Genomic DNA, 19122 nt, shown 5'->3' with positions numbered 1-19122 from the left:
GGATGGGTTCATGGCTCTCGAGATCCCCTGCCCCTACTGCGGCACGCAGATGTACGCCGAGCAGGCGCACAACCGCTGTCCCGCGTGCCTCTACATCGAGCCGTGCTGCGACGGCGCCCCCCTGGCCGTCTGCGAGACGCGGGCGCCCGAGCGCCGGTCGCAGTGACCGCGACGGGGGACCCACCGGGAGCGTGGGTCACGACCGAGCGGGTCGTCCTGCGGCGGCCGCAGGCCGACGACCTCGACGACTACGTGCGGCTGCACACCGACCCCCGCACCTACGCGCACGCCCCGGCGACCATGCCGAGCTCCGAGCGGTGCCGCGACCGTCTCGCGGCCGACCTGGCCGACTGGGAGACCGCCGAGCTGGGGTATGCCGCTGTCGTCGACCGCGCGACCGGCGAGGTGATCGGGTGGGCGGGCCTGCGCCACAAGGACTCCGACGGCAGCGCCCTCAACCTCTACTACCGGCTCGCGCACGACCGGCTGGGTTCGGGCCTCGGGACGGAGATCTCCCGCGCTCTCGTCGCGTGGGGTGTCGAGCACCGTCCTGACACCGTCGTGACCGCGATGGTCGACACCGCCAACACGGCCTCGCTGCGCACGGCCACGCGCGCGGGGCTCGTGCAGGTGGGCACTCGTTCGTCCAGGGACGACGTTGACGGAGAGCCGATGGCATACCTCGAGGCCCCCAGGGTGCGGGTGCTGCCGGCAGCGGCGGTCGACGACGTCCGCGGCGACGTCGTGGACCTGTGGGTGCGCGTCAACGACGCCGGCGGCTCCGTCGGGTTCCTGCCGGGCGCCCCGGCCACCGAGGTCGCCGCCGCGCTCGACCGGCACCTCGACGAGGTGAGGGCCGGGCGCTCGCTGCTCTGCGTGCTCGTCGACCCCGGCTCCGGGAGCCTGCGCGGGCTCGGGTTCTGGGAGCACTCGCGCGGCTTCCCGTACGCCCACGTGGCCGGCCTGAAGCGGCTCATGGTCGACCCGTCGGCGCAGGGCAGGAACCTCGGCCGCATCCTGCTCGGCGGCATGGTCGGCGTCGCGCGCCGCGAGCTGCCGTGGGTCGAGCTGCTCCGGCTCGACTACCGCGACGGGCTCGGCCTCGGCGCCTTCTACGCGAAGGCCGGCTGGGCCGAGGTCGGGCGCGTCCCGAGGGGCCTGCGGCTGAGCGCCACCGACTACCGCGACGACGTCGCCATGGCCCGTCGCGTCGACGGGGGCCCGCTCCGCTGAGCGGCGTGGCGACCGCCGGCCCGTCGTCAGGACAGCGCGTCGTCAGCACAGCGCGTCGTCAGGACAGCCCCGTCGTCGAACCGTCCTCGCGGATGTCGATCCGCTCGGCGTTCGGCGACTTCGGCAGACCGGGCATGGTCCGCATGTCGCCGCAGATCGCGTAGACGTAGCCGGCGCCCACGGCGGCCCGCACCTCGCGCACGGGCAGCCGCCAGCCCGTCGGCGCCCCCTTGAGCGTCGGGTCCGACGAGATGGACAGGTGCGTCTTGGCGATGACGACCGGGAGGTTGCCGAAGCCGAGTCGCTCGTACTCCTTGAGGGCCTTGGCGGCCGCGGGGCTGACATCGATGCCGTCGGCGCCGTAGATCTCGGTGGCGATCGCCTCGATCTTCTCGGCGAGCGGGAGCTCGAGCGGGTAGAGGAACCGGAAGTCCGAGGGCTCGTGGGCTGCGTCGACGACGGCCCGCGCCAGCTCACGCGCGCCGGCCCCGCCGTCGGCGACGTGGGTGGTCACCGCGCAGCGGACACCCAGCTCGTCGCACAGTGCGCGCACCACGTCGTGCTCCGAGTCGTGGTCGGTCGGGAAGGCGTTGATGGCGACGACGGGCCGGATGCCGAAGCGCTGGATGATCTCGATGTGCTTGCGCAGGTTCGGCAGGCCCGCCGTGACCTCCTGCGGGTCCTCGTCGAGCAGGCCCTCGGGCAGCGGCCGGCCCGGCTTGATGGTCCAGTGGCCGGAGTGGGCCTTGAGCGCGCGCACCGTGGCCACCAGAACCGCCGCGTCGGGCACGAGGCCGCTGACCCGGCACTTGACGTCGAAGAAGCGCTCGGCGCCCATGTCGGCCCCGAAGCCGGCCTCGGTGATGACGTAGTCGCTGCCGCGCACCCCGACGAGGTCGGCGATGACGGACGACGTGCCGGTGGCGATGTTGCCGAACGGACCGCAGTGCACGATCGCCGGTCCGCCTTCGAGCGTCTGGAGCAGGTTCGGCTTGAGGGCGTCGCGGAGGATCACCGCCATGGCTCCCGCCGCGCCGAGGTCGTCGGCGGTGACGCTCTTGCCCTCCACCGTGTAGGCGACCACGATGCGTCCGAGCCGCAGCCGCAGGTCCTCGAGCGAGGTGGCCAGCGTCAGCAGCACCATGACCTCGCTGGCGGCGGTGATGTCGAAGCCGGTCTGGCGCACGAGCCCGTCGTCGCGCGAGCCGATGCCCACGATGACGGTGCGCAGCGCGCGGTCGTTGACGTCGAGCACGCGTCGCCAGGTGATGTTGCGCACGTCGATGCCGAGCTTGTTGCCCTGGTGCAGGTGGTTGTCGACCATCGCCGCCAGCAGGTTGTGCGCGGCCGTCACCGCGTGGAAGTCGCCCGTGAGGTGCAGGTTGAGGCGTTCCATCGGGACGACCTGGCTGTAGCCGCCCCCGGCGGCGCCGCCCTTGATGCCGAAGGTGGGGCCCATCGAGGGCTGGCGCAGGCACACCACGGCCCGGCTGCCCGTGCTCGCCAGCGCCTGCGCCAGCCCGACCGACGTCGTGGTCTTGCCCTCCCCGAGCGGCGTCGGGGTGATCGCCGTGACCACGACGTACTTCGCGCGGTTCTGCTCGCCCGGCCGGTGCTGCGCGGGCGACGTGTCCTGCCGGGCCGATCGGTCGAGGACGCCGAGGTCGATCTTGGCGACGTCGCGGCCCCAGGGCTCCAGGTGTTCCTCGCTCACGCCGAGGTCGGCGGCCACCTCGACGAGCGGCCGCAGGGTCGCCGCGGCGGCGATGTCGAGGTCTCTGGGCATCTTTGCGCTCATACCTCGATGGAACTCCCGGGCGGCCGCTCGTGGGGCGCAATCGGGGGATGCGCGGCCGTGATGTCGGTCCCACCGCCGGTGCGCGCCAGTGAGGAGCCGAGTGCCGGTTCCCGACCGCGGGGGGTGGTCGGGAACCGGCACCGTTCTCCGGCACTTCACCGGGGGGAGTGAGCCAGGGGGGAGGGCTCGAGCAGTGCCGGGGAGGTCCGAGCTCCGAGGGGCCGAGCTCGCACGTCGAGCGTCAGGGACGGGGAGGCCTGCACGACCTGTGGGGGAGCGGTTCGGGAGCAACGCGGGAGTGACCTGGTTCGCGTCGAGCCGGCTGCATGACTCGGCGGAGGGCGTCTGTCGGTGACGTGGCCATCGCGTGTCTCCCTCGAGGTCGAGCGGAGCATCAGGATCACTGACACCTTCAGGGTAGGCCCGTGGGGGCGCTCCCAGTCACTGTCTCTTGGTACTAGTACCGGCTCGCCCCGGCCCCTCCGGACGGGCGCGAGACGGACCGGGTCGACCTCCGCGCACGACTCACGGGGGACACCGCGCACGAGGGCCCGGCTCGGCGGCATACGCTTTCCCGATGGCCCAGCGACCCGCGCTCGACGAACTCCTCCACGCCGCGGTGTCGGGGGTCGGCGGCGCGGAGCGTCCCGGTCAGGTCGAGATGGCGCAGGCCGTGTGGAAGGCCGTCGAGAGCGGAGAGCACCTGCTCGTGCAGGCCGGCACCGGCACCGGCAAGTCCCTGGCCTACCTCGTGCCGGCGGTGGCGCACGCTTTCGAGGCCGGCAAGCCGGCCGTGGTCGCGACCGCCACGCTCGCCCTGCAGGGGCAGATCGTCGACCGCGACATGCCGCGGGTCGCCGACGCCCTCGCACCCGTGCTCGGCCGGCGTCCCACCTACGCCCTGGTCAAGGGACGGCGCAACTACGTGTGCCTCAACAAGCTCGAGGGCGGTTTTCCCGACGAGGAGGACGGCCTGCTCTCGGTCGGGCAGGTCGACGCCGGCGTCGGCCGTCTCGGCCAGGAGGTGGTGCGGCTGCGCGAGTGGGCCTCGACCACCGACTCCGGCGACCGTGACGAGCTCGTGCCCGGCGTCTCGGAGCGGGCCTGGCGCCAGGTGTCCGTGTCGGCCCACGAGTGCATGGGCGGCAAGTGCCCGCTCGTCGCCGAGTGCTTCGTCGAGCGTGCCCGGGCCGCCGCGCAGGACGTCGACGTCGTCGTGACCAACCACTCCTTCATGGCGATCGACTCGTTCGAGGGTCGCCAGATGCTGCCCGAGCACGACGTGCTCGTCGTCGACGAGGCCCACGAGCTCGTCGACCGGGTGACCGCCACCATCACCGACGAGCTCACCGGCACCATGGTCATGACCGCGGCGAAGAAGGCCGGGCGCATGTCCGACAACACGGCGGCTCTCGACGAGGCGGGCGAGCTGCTCGCGCAGGCGCTCGAGCCCCTCGAGGAGGGGCGCATGCTCGGCGTCCCCGACTCCGTGGGTCTGGCGCTCGCGCGGGTGCGCGACACGGCCCGCGTGGTGCAGAGTGACCTCAAGCCGCCGCCGGGGCAGGAGTCCGACGGTGCGCGCCAGGTCGCGCGCGCCGCCGTCGACGAGGTGCACGAGAACGCCGAGCGCATCCTGGAGGAGCGCGAGCTCGACGTCGTGTGGCTGAACCGCGACCAGCGCCGCGGGCCGGTTCTGCGGGTTGCCCCGATGAGCGTCGCGATGCTGGTGCGCGACAAGGTGTTCGACGCGCGCACCGTCGTGCTCACGTCGGCGACCCTCGAGCTCGGTGGCACCTTCGACGCGGTCGCCGGCACGATCGGCCTCCGGGGTGAGGGGGCGCCGAAGTGGCAGGGGCTCGACGTCGGCAGCCCGTTCGACTACCCCAAGCAGGCCATCGCCTACGTCGCGGCCCACCTGCCGCCGCCGGGCCGCGACGGCGCCGGCGACGACACCCTCGACGAGATCGAGCAGCTGGTCCGCGCGGCCGGTGGGCGCACCCTCGGGCTGTTCTCGTCGATGCGTGCCGCCCAGACCGCTGCCGAGGTCATGCGGGCGCGTTTCGGTGACGACATCCCCGTCCTGTGCCAGGGCGAGGACCAGATCACGACGCTGGTGCGCCAGTTCGCCCGCGACCCGCGCACCTGCCTCTTCGGCACGCTGACGCTCTGGCAGGGCGTCGACGTGCCGGGCTCGTCGTGCCAGCTCGTCATCATCGACCGCATCCCGTTCCCGCGCCCCGACGACCCACTCGCGTCGGCACGCTCGCAGGCCATCGCCCGCATGGGCGGCAACGGCTTCATGGCCGTGTCGGCGACCCACGCCGCGCTGCGTCTCGCCCAGGGCGCCGGGCGGCTCGTGCGCCGCGCCGACGACCGCGGCGTCGTCGCGTTCCTCGACTCGCGGATGATGACGGCGAGGTATGCCGGCTTCCTCCAGCGCTCGCTGCCGCCCTTCTACCCGACCACCGACAAGAAGATGGTGCTGGCCGCGCTCGAGCGGCTCGACGCGATGGCCCCCCCTCCGGTCCCGGTGGAGGAGCCGGCGCTGCGGTCGCTCACGGGTGCTCGCGCCGACGCCGACGGCACCGAGCACCCGAGACCGGTGGCCGGTCCGCCGCCCGTCGCCCCGTCGACGCGCAACGCCGTGACGTCGGGCCACGCATGGACCGACGAGCAGGACGAGGAGCTGCGCGACGCCGCGGAGTCGGGCATGCAGCTCGACGAGCTCGTGGACCACTTCGAGCTGCCCGAGGAGACCATCCGGGCGAGGGTCGAGCAGCTCGGCCTGACCCTCGCCTCGGGCGCCCTCTTCGACTGAGGCCTGCTACTGGCTCTTGGTGGACGATCCCGGGACGGCCGGGAGCTGGAGCAGGTTCTGCGTGCCCTGCGGGACGACGATGAGCGAGTCGCCGTGCTCCTTGAGCATGTCGATGTACTTGCTCATGAGGACCTGCTCGTTGAGGCGGTTCTGGCACTTGTCCGAGGTGACCGGCACGACCTTGACGGCCGTGACCTCCTTGCCGTTGATGACCTCCTTGACCTGGGTCGAGGTGGCACCGCAGCGGATGATCTGGTCGGCGTCGGAGGTCGCCTGCGCCTCGGTCTTCGTGATCTCGGCCTTGGCGAGCGCGGTCTGCAGGTCGGCCTTGGCCGCCTCGGCGTTGGCGAGCGAGCTCTGCACCTTGTCGTAGTTGGCCTGCACGTTCTGGTCGAGGGTGATCGCGCGCGGGTCGACCTGCTCGACGGTCACGCCGACCTCGCCGAGGCGCTTCTCGAGACCCTCGGTGATGCGCTGGGCGAGCTGTCCACGGGACTGGCGCACCGCGGCGGCGGCGAACGTCGTCGGGGCGTCGCGCGTGACCGACGAGACGCCCGGAAGCACCGCACGGGCGATGAAGGTCTCCTGGTCGGGGTACTGCCGGATGATCTCGGGCAGCTTGCCCGGGTTGAGGGAGTAGCGGATCGTGACGTCGTAGGCGACGGTCGCGTTGTCGCTCGTCACGGTCGAGACCCGGCCGCCGTCCTCGTCGAGCGAGATGGTCTGGTTGCGGATGTCGAACCTGATGAGGTCCTGCCACGGGGCCTTGAGGTGGATGCCGGTGGCGCTGATGGCCTCGTCGCCTACCGTTCCGAACGTCTTGGTCACGGCGGCCTCGCCGGCGTCGAGCCGGTAGTACGAGGCGCTCGCCACGAGGAAGAGTGCGATCCCGAAGGGGATCACGGCGTAGCGGCTCAGCTTCTTCGGATGGTCCTTGAGGCGGAGCAGGACGAGACCGACGGCGGCGAGCACGAGGGCGAGGACGAGGGCGAACATGACCTTCACTTCCACGGGGACGGGCGGCCCAGCTGTCGGGACCGCATGGCACAGTTGACGCCATGACCGACCCGGCCGTTCCGCCCTTCGTGCTCGTGACCGGACCGGAGGGAGTTCTCGTCGAGCGCGCCGTCGCATCGGTGCTGCACGCGGCCCGCGAGGCCGACGCCGAGGTCATCCGCATCGACCCCGCAACCTACGAGTCCGGGGCGCTGCAGATGCACGCCAGCCCGTCCCTCTTCGGCGGCGCCAAGACCATCGTCGTGCGTGACCTGCACGAGTCACCCGACGAGCTGCAGCTCGACCTGCTCTCGCTCCTCGCAGCGCCCGACCCCGACGTGGGGCTCGTCGTCGCCCACGGCGGCGGCATGAAGGGCAAGAAGGTCCTCGACACGATGAGGAAGGCGGGGGCGCGCGTCATCGACTGCCCCGCCGTCAAGACCGACCGCGACAAGACCGACTTCGTCCTGAAGGAGTTCGCGGCAGCCCGGCGCAAGATCACGAGCGAGGGGGTGCGCGCGCTCATCGAGGCGGTCGGCAAGGACGTCCGCGAGCTCGCGGCCGCCTGCTCCCAGCTCGTGTCCGACACCGAGGGCACCGTCGACGACGCCGTCGTCGACACCTACCACGGAGGCAAGGTCGAGGCCACGGGCTTCCGGGTCGCCGACGCCACGATCGCCGGGCACTCCGGCGAGGCGCTGCGCCTGCTGCGGCACGCCATCGCCACCGGCGTCGACCCCGTGCCGATCGTCGCCGTGATCGCCTCGCAGCTGCGCCAGCTGATCAAGGTCGGCGCAGCCGGTCGGGGCAGCTCGGGCCAGCTCGCCAAGAGCCTGGGCATGGCGCCCTGGCAGGTCGACAAGGCCCGACGCGCCGTGGGTCACTGGAGCGCCGACGGCCTGGCGGTCGCCGTCCAGGCCGTGGCGGCGGCCGACTTCGAGGTCAAGGGCGGTGGCCGCGACCCCGTGTATGCCGTCGAGCGGGCCATCCTCACGATCGCGCGGGCCCGTGCCGCCCGCTGAGCGGGGTCGTCGGCCCCGGACCCGACGGCAGGCGGCCGGTTTGGTCGCGCACGGCCGCCGCTGGTAACTTTGGGCGTCGCGTGCGCGCTCAGGTCGTGCGCGCACGTCTGCAGCACCCAGAGCTGCTCACGCAGGGTGTCCCCACGCCCAGTCCCGAGCAGCTTTGCCGCCCTCTAACGGCAACCATCCGACCGAACGAAAGAACACACGTGGCAAACATCAAGTCGCAGCTCAAGCGCATCAAGACGAACCGCACGCGCACCGAGCGCAACAAGGCCGTCAAGAGCGAGCTCCGCACCTGGGTCCGCAAGGTCCGCGAGGCTACTGCCTCCGGCGACAAGGACGCCGCTGCCGAGGCCCTCAAGACCGCCTCGAAGAAGCTCGACAAGGCTGTCTCCAAGGGTGTCATCCACCAGAACCAGGCCGCCAACAAGAAGTCGGCGCTGGCGAAGAAGGTCGCGTCGCTCTGACACGGCCGCCCACAGCGTGATCGGGCCCGTCACCTCACGGTGACGGGCCCGATCTGCGTCTCGGGGACGGAGGGCGGGCTCGACCGCGTCCGGCGCTCAGCCCCGGTGGTGCGCTCGGACGGCGGAGACGACCTCGTCGTAGCGGTCGCGGGGGAGCACCGCACCCTCGCGGCGGACACCGTCGGGGTCGACCCGCACGAGCCGGTTGACACGCACCTCGCTGGGCCGGCCCTGCCGGTCCCACGCACCGGAGCCGATGTCGACCCACTCGCGGCCCGAGCGCCGCTCCTGCTGCTCGTCGCGGTCGTGGTCCTTGCTCGTCAGAGGTAGGCCCACGAGCCACTCGCCGTCGCGGCCGACGATGAGGACGGGCCGGTCCTTGCCCTGGGAGTGGTCCTCCTCGTAGGGCACCCACGTCCACACGATCTCGCCGGGGTCGGGGCGACCGTCGGGCTTCGGCGCGTAGGCCGCGTCGGGCAGCCGTGTGGCGTCACCCGGGTAGCCGGCCTCCGACGGCCGACCTGCGCGGACCCTCGCGTCCTGGCGTCTGGCAGGGGCTGTCGACGTGCCGCGCACGAGGCCGCGCAGCCGGCCGAGGAGGCGCTCGAAGGTCGTGGGCATGGGAATCACCGTAGCCGCGACGCCGTTACCGTTGGGGCCGACACCGGGTCGACGGCGATCCGAGACACCAACCGCCAGGCGCCGTCGCGCGCCGCTGGACGCCGACCTGCCGAGACCCCGGAGACCATCTGTGAGCCCCGCCGCCCGCCGCACCACCCTCGCCATCCTCGCCCTCGCCGTCGGGGGCTTTGCGATCGGGACCACCGAGTTCGTGACGATGGGCCTGCTGCCGCAGATCGCCGACGGCACCGGCGTCGACATCGCGACGTCGGGACACTACGTCTCGGCGTACGCGCTCGGCGTGGTCGTCGGGGCTCCGCTCATCGCCGTCGTCTTCGCGAAGGTGCCGCGCAAGGGCCTGCTCATGGGCCTCATGGCGTTCTTCGCCGTCGCGCACCTGGCGATCGCGGCGGCCGACACGTACCCCACCGTGATGGCCGCGCGCTTCCTCGCCGGTGTGCCGCACGGCGCGTTCTTCGGCATCGGCTCCGTCGTCGCAGCCTCGCTCGTGTCGCACCAGCGGCGCACCGCCGCCGTCGCCGCGATCCTCGGGGGTCTCGGCGTCGCGAACGTCGTGGGCGTGCCGGTGGCCACCCTTCTCGGGCAGCGCTTCTCGTGGCACCTGCCCTACCTGCTCGTGGGCCTCGTCGCCGCGGTCACGGTGGGCGCGATCGCGATCTGGCTGCCCCACCAGCCGCCGAGCGGCGAGGAGTCGATGCGCACCGAGATGCGGGCCCTGCGCCGGCTCCAGGTCTGGCTGGCCCTGCTGGTCGGTGTCGTCGGCTTCGGCGGCATGTTCGCGATGTACTCCTTCATCACGCCGACGATGACCGAGCTCGCCGGCCTGGAGGAGAGCCACATCCCGTGGGTGCTCGCGGCCTACGGCGTCGGCATGGTCGTCGGCATGGTGCTGAGCGGTCGCGTGGCGAACCGCGTCGGCGTGCTCAACGGCATCATCGGGGCGCTCGGGCTCATCGCGCTCCTGCTGGGTGTCTTCGGGTTCGCGGCCCGCACGCTCTGGCTCGCGGTCGCCCTCGTCTTCGTGCTGGGGTTGCTGCCCTCGATCGTCGTGCCCCTGCTGCAGACGCGCCTCATGGACGTGGCGCACGAGGGCCAGTCGCTCGCGGCGGCACTCAACCATTCGACGCTCAACACGGCCAACGCGCTCGGCGCCTGGCTGGGATCTCTCGTGCTGGCCGCCGGCTGGGGCTACGGCGCGCCGAGCCTCGTCGGGGCCGGTCTCGCGGTGCTCGGCGTCGGGGTGGCCGTCGCCTCGGCACTGGTGGAGCGGCGCGGCAGCGCCGCGGTCGCCCCGGTGGCACCCGCTCAGCGGGCCGCCGTCACTCCAGCCACTCGGTGACGAAGCGCTCGTTCGCGTGGATGTGCACTGCCTCGTAGCCCCCCGAGCCGGTGCGGAAGCGGTGCGGGGTGTCGGCAGGGACGACGAGCACCTGCCCGGCCCTGCCGACGACCTCGCGCGCGTCCTCGCCGGCGCCGACGGTGAAGGTGGCCGAGCCGCGTCTGATGATGAACGTCTCGGCATACGGGTGCTGGTGCAGACGCGGGCCGACGCCCGCCTGCGTCGTGGACTCGAGGATGATGCTGATGCCGGCGCCGCCGGGCAGCTCCTCGTAGTTCTCGGTCCAGTCCTCGCCGTCCTCGCGCCCGTCGGCGCGGCTGATCAGGGTCTCCACCGGTCGTCCTCTCTCGTGGGGTCGGTCGGGAGCGGGTCGCCCGCCCCGTCCTCACGTCGAACCGACGCGTCGTGGTTCGACACGGCATGACCGAGGGGCGGTGCTGAGCCGTCCACGGGAGACGTGTGGTCGACGACCGGTGAGCCGACGGCCCCCGCGTAGGCGTAGCCGCCGGTCACCGCCTGCCGCGCGGTAGCGGGGAGGGCCGTGGGCGTGAAGCCGACCATCGCGGGCAGCGCGTACGTGCCGGGAGTGGCCGGCTCGCCCCACAGCCACGGCTCTCGGGGGCGCCAGAGCAGGCGGCCCGGACGGCGCCGGTCACGCAGGGCGTGCATGCGCCAGAGCAGCACCGGGTGGCTGGCGGCGGCGTTGGTGACCCACACGAAGAAGCCGGGCTCGGTGACGGCCCGGTCGGCCATCGCGTCGACGTCGACGGACCGGCCGAGGTACTTGCCGCCGGCGAGCGTCGCCATGGCCGAGCGCGCGCCGTGCGGCACGAGCGCGTGGCCGTAGTTGTCGGCGGTGTACTCCTGGGCCCGGCTCAGGGTCGCACCGACGAGCGGGATCCACTGCGACGCGAAGGTGCCGAGGATGCGCCAGTAGCTCGTGTGACCGGCGGCGATGTGGCCCACCTCGTGCGCGATGACGAACCGCAGGGCGTCGGGCTCGCGCGCCGCGCCCCCGACCTCCAGCAGGTCGCTGTTGACCATGACGAAGCGACGGAAGCCGTGGCCCGAGGCGGCCGCGTTGATGACCCCGTTGCCGAGCACGACGTACGCGTCGGGCACGTACGAGAGGCCCGCGCGGGCCGCCGCGTCGAGCAGCATCGCGTACGCCTCGGGGAACTGCTCGGGCGTCAGCCGGATGCCGTTCAGGCGCTGCATGGCCCACAGCTGGCCACGGGCGAACCACACGAGCAGCGGCGCGAAGATCAGGGCGAGGGCGTAGACGTCGGGCGTGCGGTCCTCGTCGAAGGCGAGGAGCACCTCGCCGAAGGCCGCGACGAGCAGCAGCAGCGACGTGATGATCGCGATGACCAGCGTGAGGATCTCGCGCGGGTGGCGCACGTGACGCCGCAGCGGCAGGTGCGATCCGGGCGCCACGGGCAGGACCTGCATGGGTTGGGCACGCATGCGCGCCATTGTCCGTCACCGCGACGCGAGGGGTGTGAGCGGTGCACCCGCAAAGCATGGGAGACTGTGCTGATCTCGGCGGCGCGTCGCCAAAGCGACGGCGCGCTCGGTCCCCACCCGACCGGCACCACCGATCCGCCTGACCTGTCCACTGACTCTGCGAGGTTCGTCCCACGTGTCGCCCATGGCCCGCTCCGCGTTGGCACCCAACGCAACGCCGCCGGACCTGATCCGCAACTTCTGCATCATCGCGCACATCGACCACGGCAAGTCGACGCTGGCCGACCGCATGCTGCAGCTCACCGGCGTCGTCGACTCGCGCGCCATGCGCGCGCAGTACCTCGACCGCATGGACATCGAGCGCGAGCGCGGCATCACCATCAAGAGCCAGGCGGTGCGCATGCCGTGGGAGCTCGAGAGCACCACGTACGCGCTCAACATGATCGACACCCCCGGGCACGTGGACTTCACCTACGAGGTGTCGCGTTCGCTGGCCGCCTGCGAGGGCGCGATCCTGCTCGTCGACGCCGCCCAGGGCATCGAGGCCCAGACCCTCGCGAACCTCTACCTCGCGATGGAGAACGACCTCACGATCATCCCGGTGCTCAACAAGATCGACCTACCGGCCGCCCAGCCGGAGAAGTACGCCGAGGAGCTCGCCAAGCTCATCGGCGGCGAGCCCGAGGACTGCCTCAAGGTGTCGGGCAAGACCGGCGAGGGCGTCGAGCCGCTGCTCGACACGATCGTGCGCCAGCTCCCGGCCCCGACGGGCGACGCGAACGCCCCGGCCCGCGCGATGATCTTCGACTCGGTCTACGACACCTACCGTGGCGTCGTCACCTACGTGCGCGTCGTCGACGGCAACCTCAACCCGCGCGAGCGCATCGTCATGATGTCGACGAGGGCGACGCACGAGCTCCTCGAGATCGGCGTCATCAGCCCCGAGCCGGTGCCCTCCAAGGGGCTCGGCGTCGGCGAGGTCGGCTACCTCATCACCGGGGTGAAGGACGTGCGCCAGTCGCGCGTCGGCGACACCGTCACGAACGCGAGCAAGCCGGCCAGCAAGGACCTCGGCGGCTACCGCGACCCGAAGCCGATGGTCTTCTCCGGCCTCTATCCCATCGACGGCTCCGACTACCCCGACCTGCGCGAGGCGCTCGACAAGCTCAAGCTCAACGACGCCGCGCTCGTCTACGAGCCCGAGACGTCTGCCGCGCTCGGCTTCGGCTTCCGGTGCGGCTTCCTCGGCCTGCTCCACCTCGAGATCGTGCGTGAGCGGCTCGAGCGCGAGTTCAACCTCGACCTCATCTCGACCCAGCCGAACGTCGTCTACGACGTGACGATGGACGACGGCAAGCAGATCCACGTCACCAACCCGAGCGAGTTCCCCGAGGGCAAGGTCTCCGAGGTGAGCGAGCCGGTCGTGCGGGCCACGGTCCTCGCGCCGAGCGAGTTCGTCGGCGCCATCATGGAGCTCTGCCAGCAGAAGCGCGGCAACCTGCGCGGCATGGACTACCTCTCCGAGGACCGCGTCGAGATGCGCTACACGCTGCCGCTCGCCGAGATCGTCTTCGACTTCTTCGACCAGCTGAAGTCGCGCACGCGTGGCTACGCCTCGCTCGACTACGAGCCCGACGGCGACCAGGTCGCCGACCTCGTCAAGGTGCAGATCCTGCTCCAGGGTGAGTCGGTCGACGCGTTCAGCGCCATCGTCCACAAGGACAAGGCCTACGCGTACGGCGTCATGATGGCCGGCAAGCTCAAGGACCTCATCCCGCGCCAGCAGTTCGAGGTGCCGATCCAGGCCGCCATCGGCTCGCGCATCATCGCCCGAGAGAACATCCGCGCGATCCGCAAGGACGTGCTCGCCAAGTGCTACGGCGGCGACATCAGCCGCAAGCGCAAGCTGCTCGAGAAGCAGAAGGAGGGCAAGAAGCGGATGAAGATGGTCGGCCGGGTCGAGGTGCCGCAGGAGGCCTTCGTCGCTGCCCTCTCGAGCGACGGCGACGCGGGCAAGACGAAGAAGTAGCGCGCACAAGGGCGCTCACGGTCGTACCGTGGATACCACGGCCGGAGTGTGGGTGCGTCGTACGCGTGGCCGTCTGGGCGGCGATCCGACCGCCGCCCGGACGGCTGCGTGGCGCGCGAGCCTACCCGTCGGTAACCTTGCGCCATGGTCGACGCCTACGCGCTGTATCGCCGTCTCGAGCACGTGCCACTGGGCAAGCGGGTGTTTGCGCTCGCGTTCAGCGCGGCGGCGCCCTACTTCCGGTCCGTGCGGCCCCGGGTCGTCGAGGTCGGGCCCAACCGGGCCGTCGTCGTCGTGCCGAAGCGGCGCCGGGTGCAGAACCACATCGGCACCGTGCATGCGATCGCCGCGTGCAACGGGCTGGAGGCGGCCATGGGCCTGCTCGCCGAGGCGAGCATCGCCCCCACCCACCGCTGGATCCCGAGGGGGATGGACGTGCGCTACCTCGCGAAGTCGACCAGCGACCTGACCTGCACGGCCGTGACCGATCCCGCGGCGTGGGCGCCTGCCGAGGGCGCCTCGTCCGAGGTGCCGGTCACCGTGACGGCGACGCGTGCCGACGGGGTGGTCACGGTCGAGGGGACGATCCACCTCTACGTGAGCCCGCGCTCCTGAGGGTCGTCAGGTCGAGAGCAGCTTGCGCCGCATCCGCTCGGTGTCGGCCGCGGTCCAGCCGTGGGCGCTCAGCCAGCCGAGCGGACCGTCGTAGCGCTCGTCGAGCGTCGCGAGCAGCATCCGCATCGTCTCGGTGGTCGGTGACTGCTGCGCCACCGTCTTGTCCTTGAGGTTGTCGGCGTAGGCAGGCTTGGCCCGCAGGCGGTCCATGATCGCGGCGACCCGTTCCGCGGAGGCGGCGAAGTCGGCGATGACGAGCTCGTCGGGCACCCCGACCACCTTGAGCGCGAGACCCACGACGGTGCCGGTGCGGTCCTTTCCGGCGGCGCAGTGGACCACCGCGGCGCCACGGCTCGAGGCGATCGCGTGGAGGGCGGCCAGGACCGAGTCCGGGCGCTGGGCGAGGTAGCCGAGGTAGTGCTCCGACCAGAACTGCTCGTGGCTGCGCCGGTGCTCGGCCTCCGCCTCTGCGGCTGCGGCCGCTGCGGCGGCCTCGCGTCGCTCGTCGGTCTCCCACGGCAGGGCGCGCTCGGCGGCGGGGATGCCCGACTCGGCGGTGTCCTCGCGGTAGAGCGTGTGGTGGTGGTGCGTCACACCGTCGACGGCGAGCAGCGGACCCTCGCCCTCCTTCGCGACCTCGACGTGGGTGCGCAGGTCGACGATGTCGGAGACCTCGTAGGTCCGCACGAGCGCGTCGACCGCCTGCGGCGTCAGGTCCTGGAGGTTGTCCGAACGCAGCAACCGGTGCGGGCGCACCTCGTCGCCGCTGCTGGTCACCATCCCGCCGAGGTCTCGCATGTTGACGACGCCGTCGAGCTCGATCCAGTTGGGGCGGTACACCCTTGCACCCTAGGCGACGGTGCTGAGGGTCTGGCAGCCGCCACCGGGCATGACCTGACAGAGCCGCGTGGCGCAGGTGACGCAGGCCGTCGCAGCTCAGCTCAGCGCTGCGCGACGCGGACGGCGTGGACGCTGATGGACTGGAACGGCGGTCCGTCCGGTCGCGTGTCCTCGCCGGCCTTGCCCGCGACGTGCTGGACGACGTCCTGTCCGGCCGTGACGTGTCCGATCACCGAGTAGAGGACGCCCCCGGGTGGCACGGTGAAGGTGCGGTGCACGACGAAGAACTCACCGGCCGTCCCGGCCGTGTCGTCGCCGCGGGCCAGGCCCACGTCGCCGACGCGGTAGGTCCGGTCGGCGGGCACGTGCTCGAGCGGCAGGTCGTAGCCGGGGTCGGCGGTGCCGTGACCGGAGGGGTCGCCGCACTGGAGGAAGGCCGTGGGTGCCTGGCGCGACGTGAGCCGGTGGCAGACGCTGTCGGTCCAGTAGCCCGAGCGCGCGAGCGTGACGAACGAGGCGACGCTCCGCGGAGCAGCCCGTCCGTCGAGGGCAAGGTGGAGCTCCCCGCACGTCGTCACGACGGTGACGTCCCACGTCGCGTCCGCCGCGACCCCCGCGGGTGGGGCGCTCGAGAAGGTCGGGACGGCGGTGGGGGTCGGCGGGGGAGGCGCGCACGTGATCGCAGCGGCGGGGCTCGACGGGACGGTCGCGCCCGCACCGGCGCGGCTGCCGGCCGTCCGTGCATCGCGGCTCGAGCCGTCGCACGCCGCGAGGCCCAGGGCCGTCGCGAGGCCCACGACGAGCGGGATCACCGTCGAGCCGACCGCTCCGGTCCGCCCGGCGCGCAGGTGAGCAGCCACCATGAGCGCAGCGTACGTCTGCGGGGGTGACGAGCCACCCCGTTCCGGCTGGGACAATGGGCGTATGCCGCCCTCCGCCCTTCCCGACGGCGACCCCGCCCCCAGCACGGGAGAGCTCCCACCGTCGGCGCTCGCCGACGTGGCGAGCACCGACCTCGGCATCTACGTGCACGTCCCGTTCTGCACGGTCCGCTGCGGCTACTGCGACTTCAACACCTACACGCTGACCGAGCTCGGCGGTCCGGGCGCGAGCATCGGCGTCGACAGCTACGCGGACGCAGCCCTGCTCGAGCTCGACCTCGCGCGCGGCGTCCTGGGCCCCGCGGCGCCTCCGGTCTCGACCGTGTTCGTCGGTGGCGGCACCCCGACGATGCTGAGGTCACGCGACCTCGTGACGGTGCTCGACGGCATACGGCAGCGGTTCGGTCTGGCACCCGACGCAGAGGTCACGACCGAGGCGAACCCCGACTCGGTGACTCCCGAGTCGCTGCGCGAGCTCGCCGACGGCGGCTTCACGCGCGTCTCGGTCGGCATGCAGTCGGCCGTGCCGCACGTGCTGCACACGCTCGAGCGCACCCACGACCCCGAGAACGTGGCGCGCGCCGTCGCGGCGACGAAGGCCGCGGGCATGCAGGTGAGCGTCGACCTCATCTACGGCACGCCTGGGGAGTCGCTCGCCGACTGGCGGCGCAGCCTCGAGGCCGCCGTCGCCCTCGAGCCCGACCACGTGTCGGCGTACGCGCTCGTCGTCGAGGAGGGGACGAAGCTGGCTGCCCAGGTGCGGCGCGGGGTCGTCCCGGCGCCCGAGGACGACGACGAGGCCGACAAGTACGAGCTGGCCGACGAGCTGCTCTCCGCGGCCGGCTACGGGTGGTACGAGGTGAGCAACTGGGCCCGCTCGCAGCGGGCCCGGTGCCGCCACAACGTCGCCTACTGGGCGGGCACGAACTGGTGGGGCGTCGGCCCGGGTGCGCACAGCCACGTCGGCGGGATGCGCTGGTGGAACGTCAAGCACCCGAGTGCGTATGCCGCCCGGCTCGGGGCGGGGGAGTCGCCGGCGCACGCGCGCGAGGGGCTCACCGACGAGCAGCGCTACGACGAGCGTGTGCTGCTCGGCACACGCCTCGCGGACGGCCTGCCGGTGGCGGATCTGCGAGGATCGGGGCGCACCGCCGTGGCGGGTCTGATCGCCGACGGCCTCGTCGACGGCCCGGCCGCCTTGCGGGACTCCCGGCTCGTCCTGACCCTCCGTGGACGTCTCCTCGCCGACACGGTGGTGCACCGGCTCCTCGCGTCCTGAGGGGCACGGCAGAAGGGGCCCGGAAGGCAGATGAGCGAGAGCATGTCGACGATGACGAGTGGCGCCGAGAGCACCGAGGCGACCGCGAACACCCCGGTTCCGGTCGTCGAGGGATCGTCCGGTGCACGTCCGGCCGAGCCCCGCGAGGCCGTGGCGACGGCGCGGCGGGCGTTCGAGACGGGGCGCACCAAGGCGCGGGCCTGGCGGGTGGCACAGCTCAAGGCCCTACGCGTGCTCCTCGTCGACCACGAGGCCGAGATCGCGGCAGCCCTGCACGCCGACCTCGGCAAGAGCGCCACCGAGGCGTGGGTGACCGAGACCGGCTTCCTCGTCCGCGAGATCGACCACACACTGCGCCACCTGCGGGCCTGGACGGCGCCCCGCCGGGTCCCGGTGCCGCTGTCGCTGGCGCCCGGGCGGGCGAGGGTGGTGCGCGAGCCGCTCGGCGTCGTGCTCGTCATCGCGCCCTGGAACTACCCCCTCCAGCTGTGCCTGGCCCCGCTCGTCGGGGCGCTGGCGGCCGGCAACGCCGTCGTGCTCAAGCCGAGCGAGCTGGCGCCAGCGACGTCGGCCCTGATCGCCCGTCTCGTGCCCGAGCACCTCGACCCGGAGGCGGTCCACGTCGTCGAGGGCGCGGTGCCCGAGACCACCGCGCTCCTCGCCGAGCGTTTCGACCACATCTTCTACACGGGCAACGGGACGGTCGGGCGGATCGTGCTCGAGGCGGCCGCGGCGCACCTCACGCCCGTGACGCTGGAGCTCGGCGGCAAGTCCCCGGCCTACGTCGCCGACGACGCCGACCTGCCCGTCACGGCCCGGCGCCTCGTCTGGGGCAAGTTCACCAACGCGGGGCAGACCTGCGTCGCGCCCGACTACGTCGTGGCCACTCCGGAGACCCTCGCGAAGCTGAAGCCGCTTCTCGTGGAAGCGATCCGCGAGGCCTTCGGCGACGACCCGGCGTCGTCGCCCGACTACGGCCGGATCGTCGACGGGAGGCACTTCGAGCGGCTCACCGGGCTGCTCGACGGCGGCCGGGTCGTGGCGGGGGGCCGGTCCGACGCGGCCACGCGCTACCTGGAGCCCACCCTCGTGGAGGTGGCCGACCCCGATGACCCCGAGGAGGCCGTCATGCGTGACGAGATCTTCGGGCCCGTGCTGCCGCTCGTCCCGGTCGCCGACCTCGACGCCGCCATCGCCCTCGTCAACGGCCGCGACAAGCCGCTCGCCCTCTACGTGTTCACCCCCTCCGCCGTCGTGCGCGAGCGCTTCGTGCGTGAGACCTCCTCGGGAGCCATCGGCTTCAACATCCCGCTGGCGCACCTCGCGGTGCCGGAGCTGCCGTTCGGGGGAGTCGGGGCCAGCGGGATGGGCGCCTACCACGGGGAGCGGTCCGTCGAGCTCTTCTCGCACGCCAAGGCCGTGCTGACGATGCCGACGCGCCCCGACACGACGGCGTGGATCCGCCCGCCGTTCACCCGGTTCAAGGAGCAGGTCATCGACCGGGTGGTGTCACCCGGGCGCCGTCGCCGCTGAGGGCCGAGGCGGCGCGACGGGCTTGCGAATGACAGCGCTGTCATTAGCACAGTCGGTGACTGATGGGGCGCAGATCCACCCGCGTGTCGCGAGGGATTTCTGCGAAACCAGTGATCGCGTGGCTCGAATGTCCTAGATTTCCCGGAGCAGCCTCGGCGAG

17 protein-coding genes are annotated in these 19122 nt (G+C 72.2%); 10 read left to right on the top strand and 7 right to left on the bottom strand.

What is annotated here, in order from left to right; genetic code table 11:
• The first annotated feature begins 10 nt into the window (after positions 1–10).
• Complete coding sequence (locus ACXR8F_RS11440; RefSeq protein WP_458800538.1) at positions 11–166, top strand: hypothetical protein; 156 nt, start codon at positions 11–13, stop codon at positions 164–166.
• The gene (locus ACXR8F_RS11435; RefSeq protein WP_458800536.1) at positions 163–1233 is read left to right on the top strand and encodes a GNAT family N-acetyltransferase; all 1071 of its coding nucleotides are present in this window, start codon (positions 163–165) and stop codon (positions 1231–1233) included. Before ACXR8F_RS11440 ends, ACXR8F_RS11435 begins: the two co-directional genes overlap by 4 nt.
• A gap of 58 nt (positions 1234–1291) precedes the next feature.
• Here the strand turns inward: ACXR8F_RS11435 and ACXR8F_RS11430 are convergent, their stop codons facing one another.
• Positions 1292–3031: a formate--tetrahydrofolate ligase gene (locus ACXR8F_RS11430; protein WP_458800534.1), complete on the bottom strand. Its 1740-nt coding sequence runs from the start codon at positions 3029–3031 to the stop codon at positions 1292–1294.
• Between the two features lie 577 nt (positions 3032–3608).
• Between ACXR8F_RS11430 and ACXR8F_RS11425 the strand changes: the two genes are divergently transcribed.
• Positions 3609–5849 carry an ATP-dependent DNA helicase gene (locus ACXR8F_RS11425; protein ID WP_045190448.1) on the top strand — a complete coding sequence of 747 codons (2241 nt, stop codon included), beginning with the start codon at positions 3609–3611 and terminating at the stop codon, positions 5847–5849.
• Between the two features lie 6 nt (positions 5850–5855).
• Here ACXR8F_RS11425 and ACXR8F_RS11420 read toward each other — a convergent pair whose 3' ends face one another.
• The gene (locus ACXR8F_RS11420) at positions 5856–6845 is read right to left on the bottom strand and encodes a prohibitin family protein (protein ID WP_458800532.1); all 990 of its coding nucleotides are present in this window, start codon (positions 6843–6845) and stop codon (positions 5856–5858) included.
• A 62-nt stretch (positions 6846–6907) separates the two neighbouring features.
• Here ACXR8F_RS11420 and holA point away from each other — a divergent pair, with 62 nt between their 5' ends.
• Positions 6908–7867: a DNA polymerase III subunit delta gene (holA, locus tag ACXR8F_RS11415; RefSeq protein WP_458800530.1), complete on the top strand. Its 960-nt coding sequence runs from the start codon at positions 6908–6910 to the stop codon at positions 7865–7867.
• A gap of 209 nt (positions 7868–8076) precedes the next feature.
• Positions 8077–8337, top strand: coding sequence for a 30S ribosomal protein S20 (gene rpsT, locus ACXR8F_RS11410; protein WP_045190444.1), 261 nt, complete (start codon positions 8077–8079; stop codon positions 8335–8337).
• Positions 8338–8433: 96 nt separating this feature from the next.
• Here rpsT and ACXR8F_RS11405 read toward each other — a convergent pair whose 3' ends face one another.
• Complete coding sequence (locus ACXR8F_RS11405) at positions 8434–8958, bottom strand: type II toxin-antitoxin system PemK/MazF family toxin (protein WP_458800529.1); 525 nt, start codon at positions 8956–8958, stop codon at positions 8434–8436.
• A gap of 130 nt (positions 8959–9088) precedes the next feature.
• Here ACXR8F_RS11405 and ACXR8F_RS11400 point away from each other — a divergent pair, with 130 nt between their 5' ends.
• Entirely contained in the window at positions 9089–10318 is a 1230-nt protein-coding gene (locus ACXR8F_RS11400) for an MFS transporter (RefSeq protein ID WP_045190441.1), read from the top strand.
• Here ACXR8F_RS11400 and ACXR8F_RS11395 read toward each other — a convergent pair.
• Together ACXR8F_RS11395 and ACXR8F_RS11390 are read right to left on the bottom strand one after the other, a co-directional pair.
• Positions 10299–10652: a cupin domain-containing protein gene (locus tag ACXR8F_RS11395; RefSeq protein ID WP_458800527.1), complete on the bottom strand. Its 354-nt coding sequence runs from the start codon at positions 10650–10652 to the stop codon at positions 10299–10301. The genes ACXR8F_RS11400 and ACXR8F_RS11395 overlap by 20 nt on opposite strands.
• Positions 10640–11785 (bottom strand): M48 family metallopeptidase, encoded by a 1146-nt coding sequence (locus ACXR8F_RS11390; protein ID WP_458800525.1) that lies wholly within the window; start codon positions 11783–11785, stop codon positions 10640–10642. The genes ACXR8F_RS11395 and ACXR8F_RS11390 overlap by 13 nt, the downstream gene beginning before the upstream one ends.
• 184 nt (positions 11786–11969) lie before the next feature.
• Here ACXR8F_RS11390 and lepA point away from each other — a divergent pair, with 184 nt between their 5' ends.
• Together lepA and ACXR8F_RS11380 are read left to right on the top strand one after the other, a co-directional pair.
• Complete coding sequence (gene lepA / locus ACXR8F_RS11385) at positions 11970–13814, top strand: translation elongation factor 4 (protein ID WP_458800813.1); 1845 nt, start codon at positions 11970–11972, stop codon at positions 13812–13814.
• Positions 13815–13958: 144 nt separating this feature from the next.
• Positions 13959–14429, top strand: a complete 471-nt coding sequence (locus tag ACXR8F_RS11380; RefSeq protein WP_458800523.1) for a hotdog fold domain-containing protein — start codon at positions 13959–13961, stop codon at positions 14427–14429.
• 6 nt (positions 14430–14435) lie between these two features.
• Here the strand turns inward: ACXR8F_RS11380 and ACXR8F_RS11375 are convergent, their stop codons facing one another.
• Together ACXR8F_RS11375 and ACXR8F_RS11370 are read right to left on the bottom strand one after the other, a co-directional pair.
• The gene (locus ACXR8F_RS11375) at positions 14436–15269 is read right to left on the bottom strand and encodes a tyrosine-protein phosphatase (RefSeq protein ID WP_458800521.1); all 834 of its coding nucleotides are present in this window, start codon (positions 15267–15269) and stop codon (positions 14436–14438) included.
• Positions 15270–15370: 101 nt separating this feature from the next.
• Positions 15371–16132 (bottom strand): peptidylprolyl isomerase, encoded by a 762-nt coding sequence (locus ACXR8F_RS11370; RefSeq protein ID WP_458800519.1) that lies wholly within the window; start codon positions 16130–16132, stop codon positions 15371–15373.
• Between the two features lie 61 nt (positions 16133–16193).
• Between ACXR8F_RS11370 and hemW the strand changes: the two genes are divergently transcribed.
• Positions 16194–17429 (top strand): radical SAM family heme chaperone HemW, encoded by a 1236-nt coding sequence (gene hemW / locus ACXR8F_RS11365; protein ID WP_458800811.1) that lies wholly within the window; start codon positions 16194–16196, stop codon positions 17427–17429.
• 30 nt (positions 17430–17459) lie between these two features.
• The gene (locus tag ACXR8F_RS11360; protein ID WP_458800517.1) at positions 17460–18962 is read left to right on the top strand and encodes an aldehyde dehydrogenase family protein; all 1503 of its coding nucleotides are present in this window, start codon (positions 17460–17462) and stop codon (positions 18960–18962) included.
• Positions 18963–19122 lie beyond the last annotated feature (160 nt).

The sequence above is a fragment of the Terrabacter sp. AAH1 genome (assembly GCF_054456855.1).
Note: the sequence above shows the minus strand (reverse complement) of the source record. Positions and strands in the feature narration are given on the sequence as shown.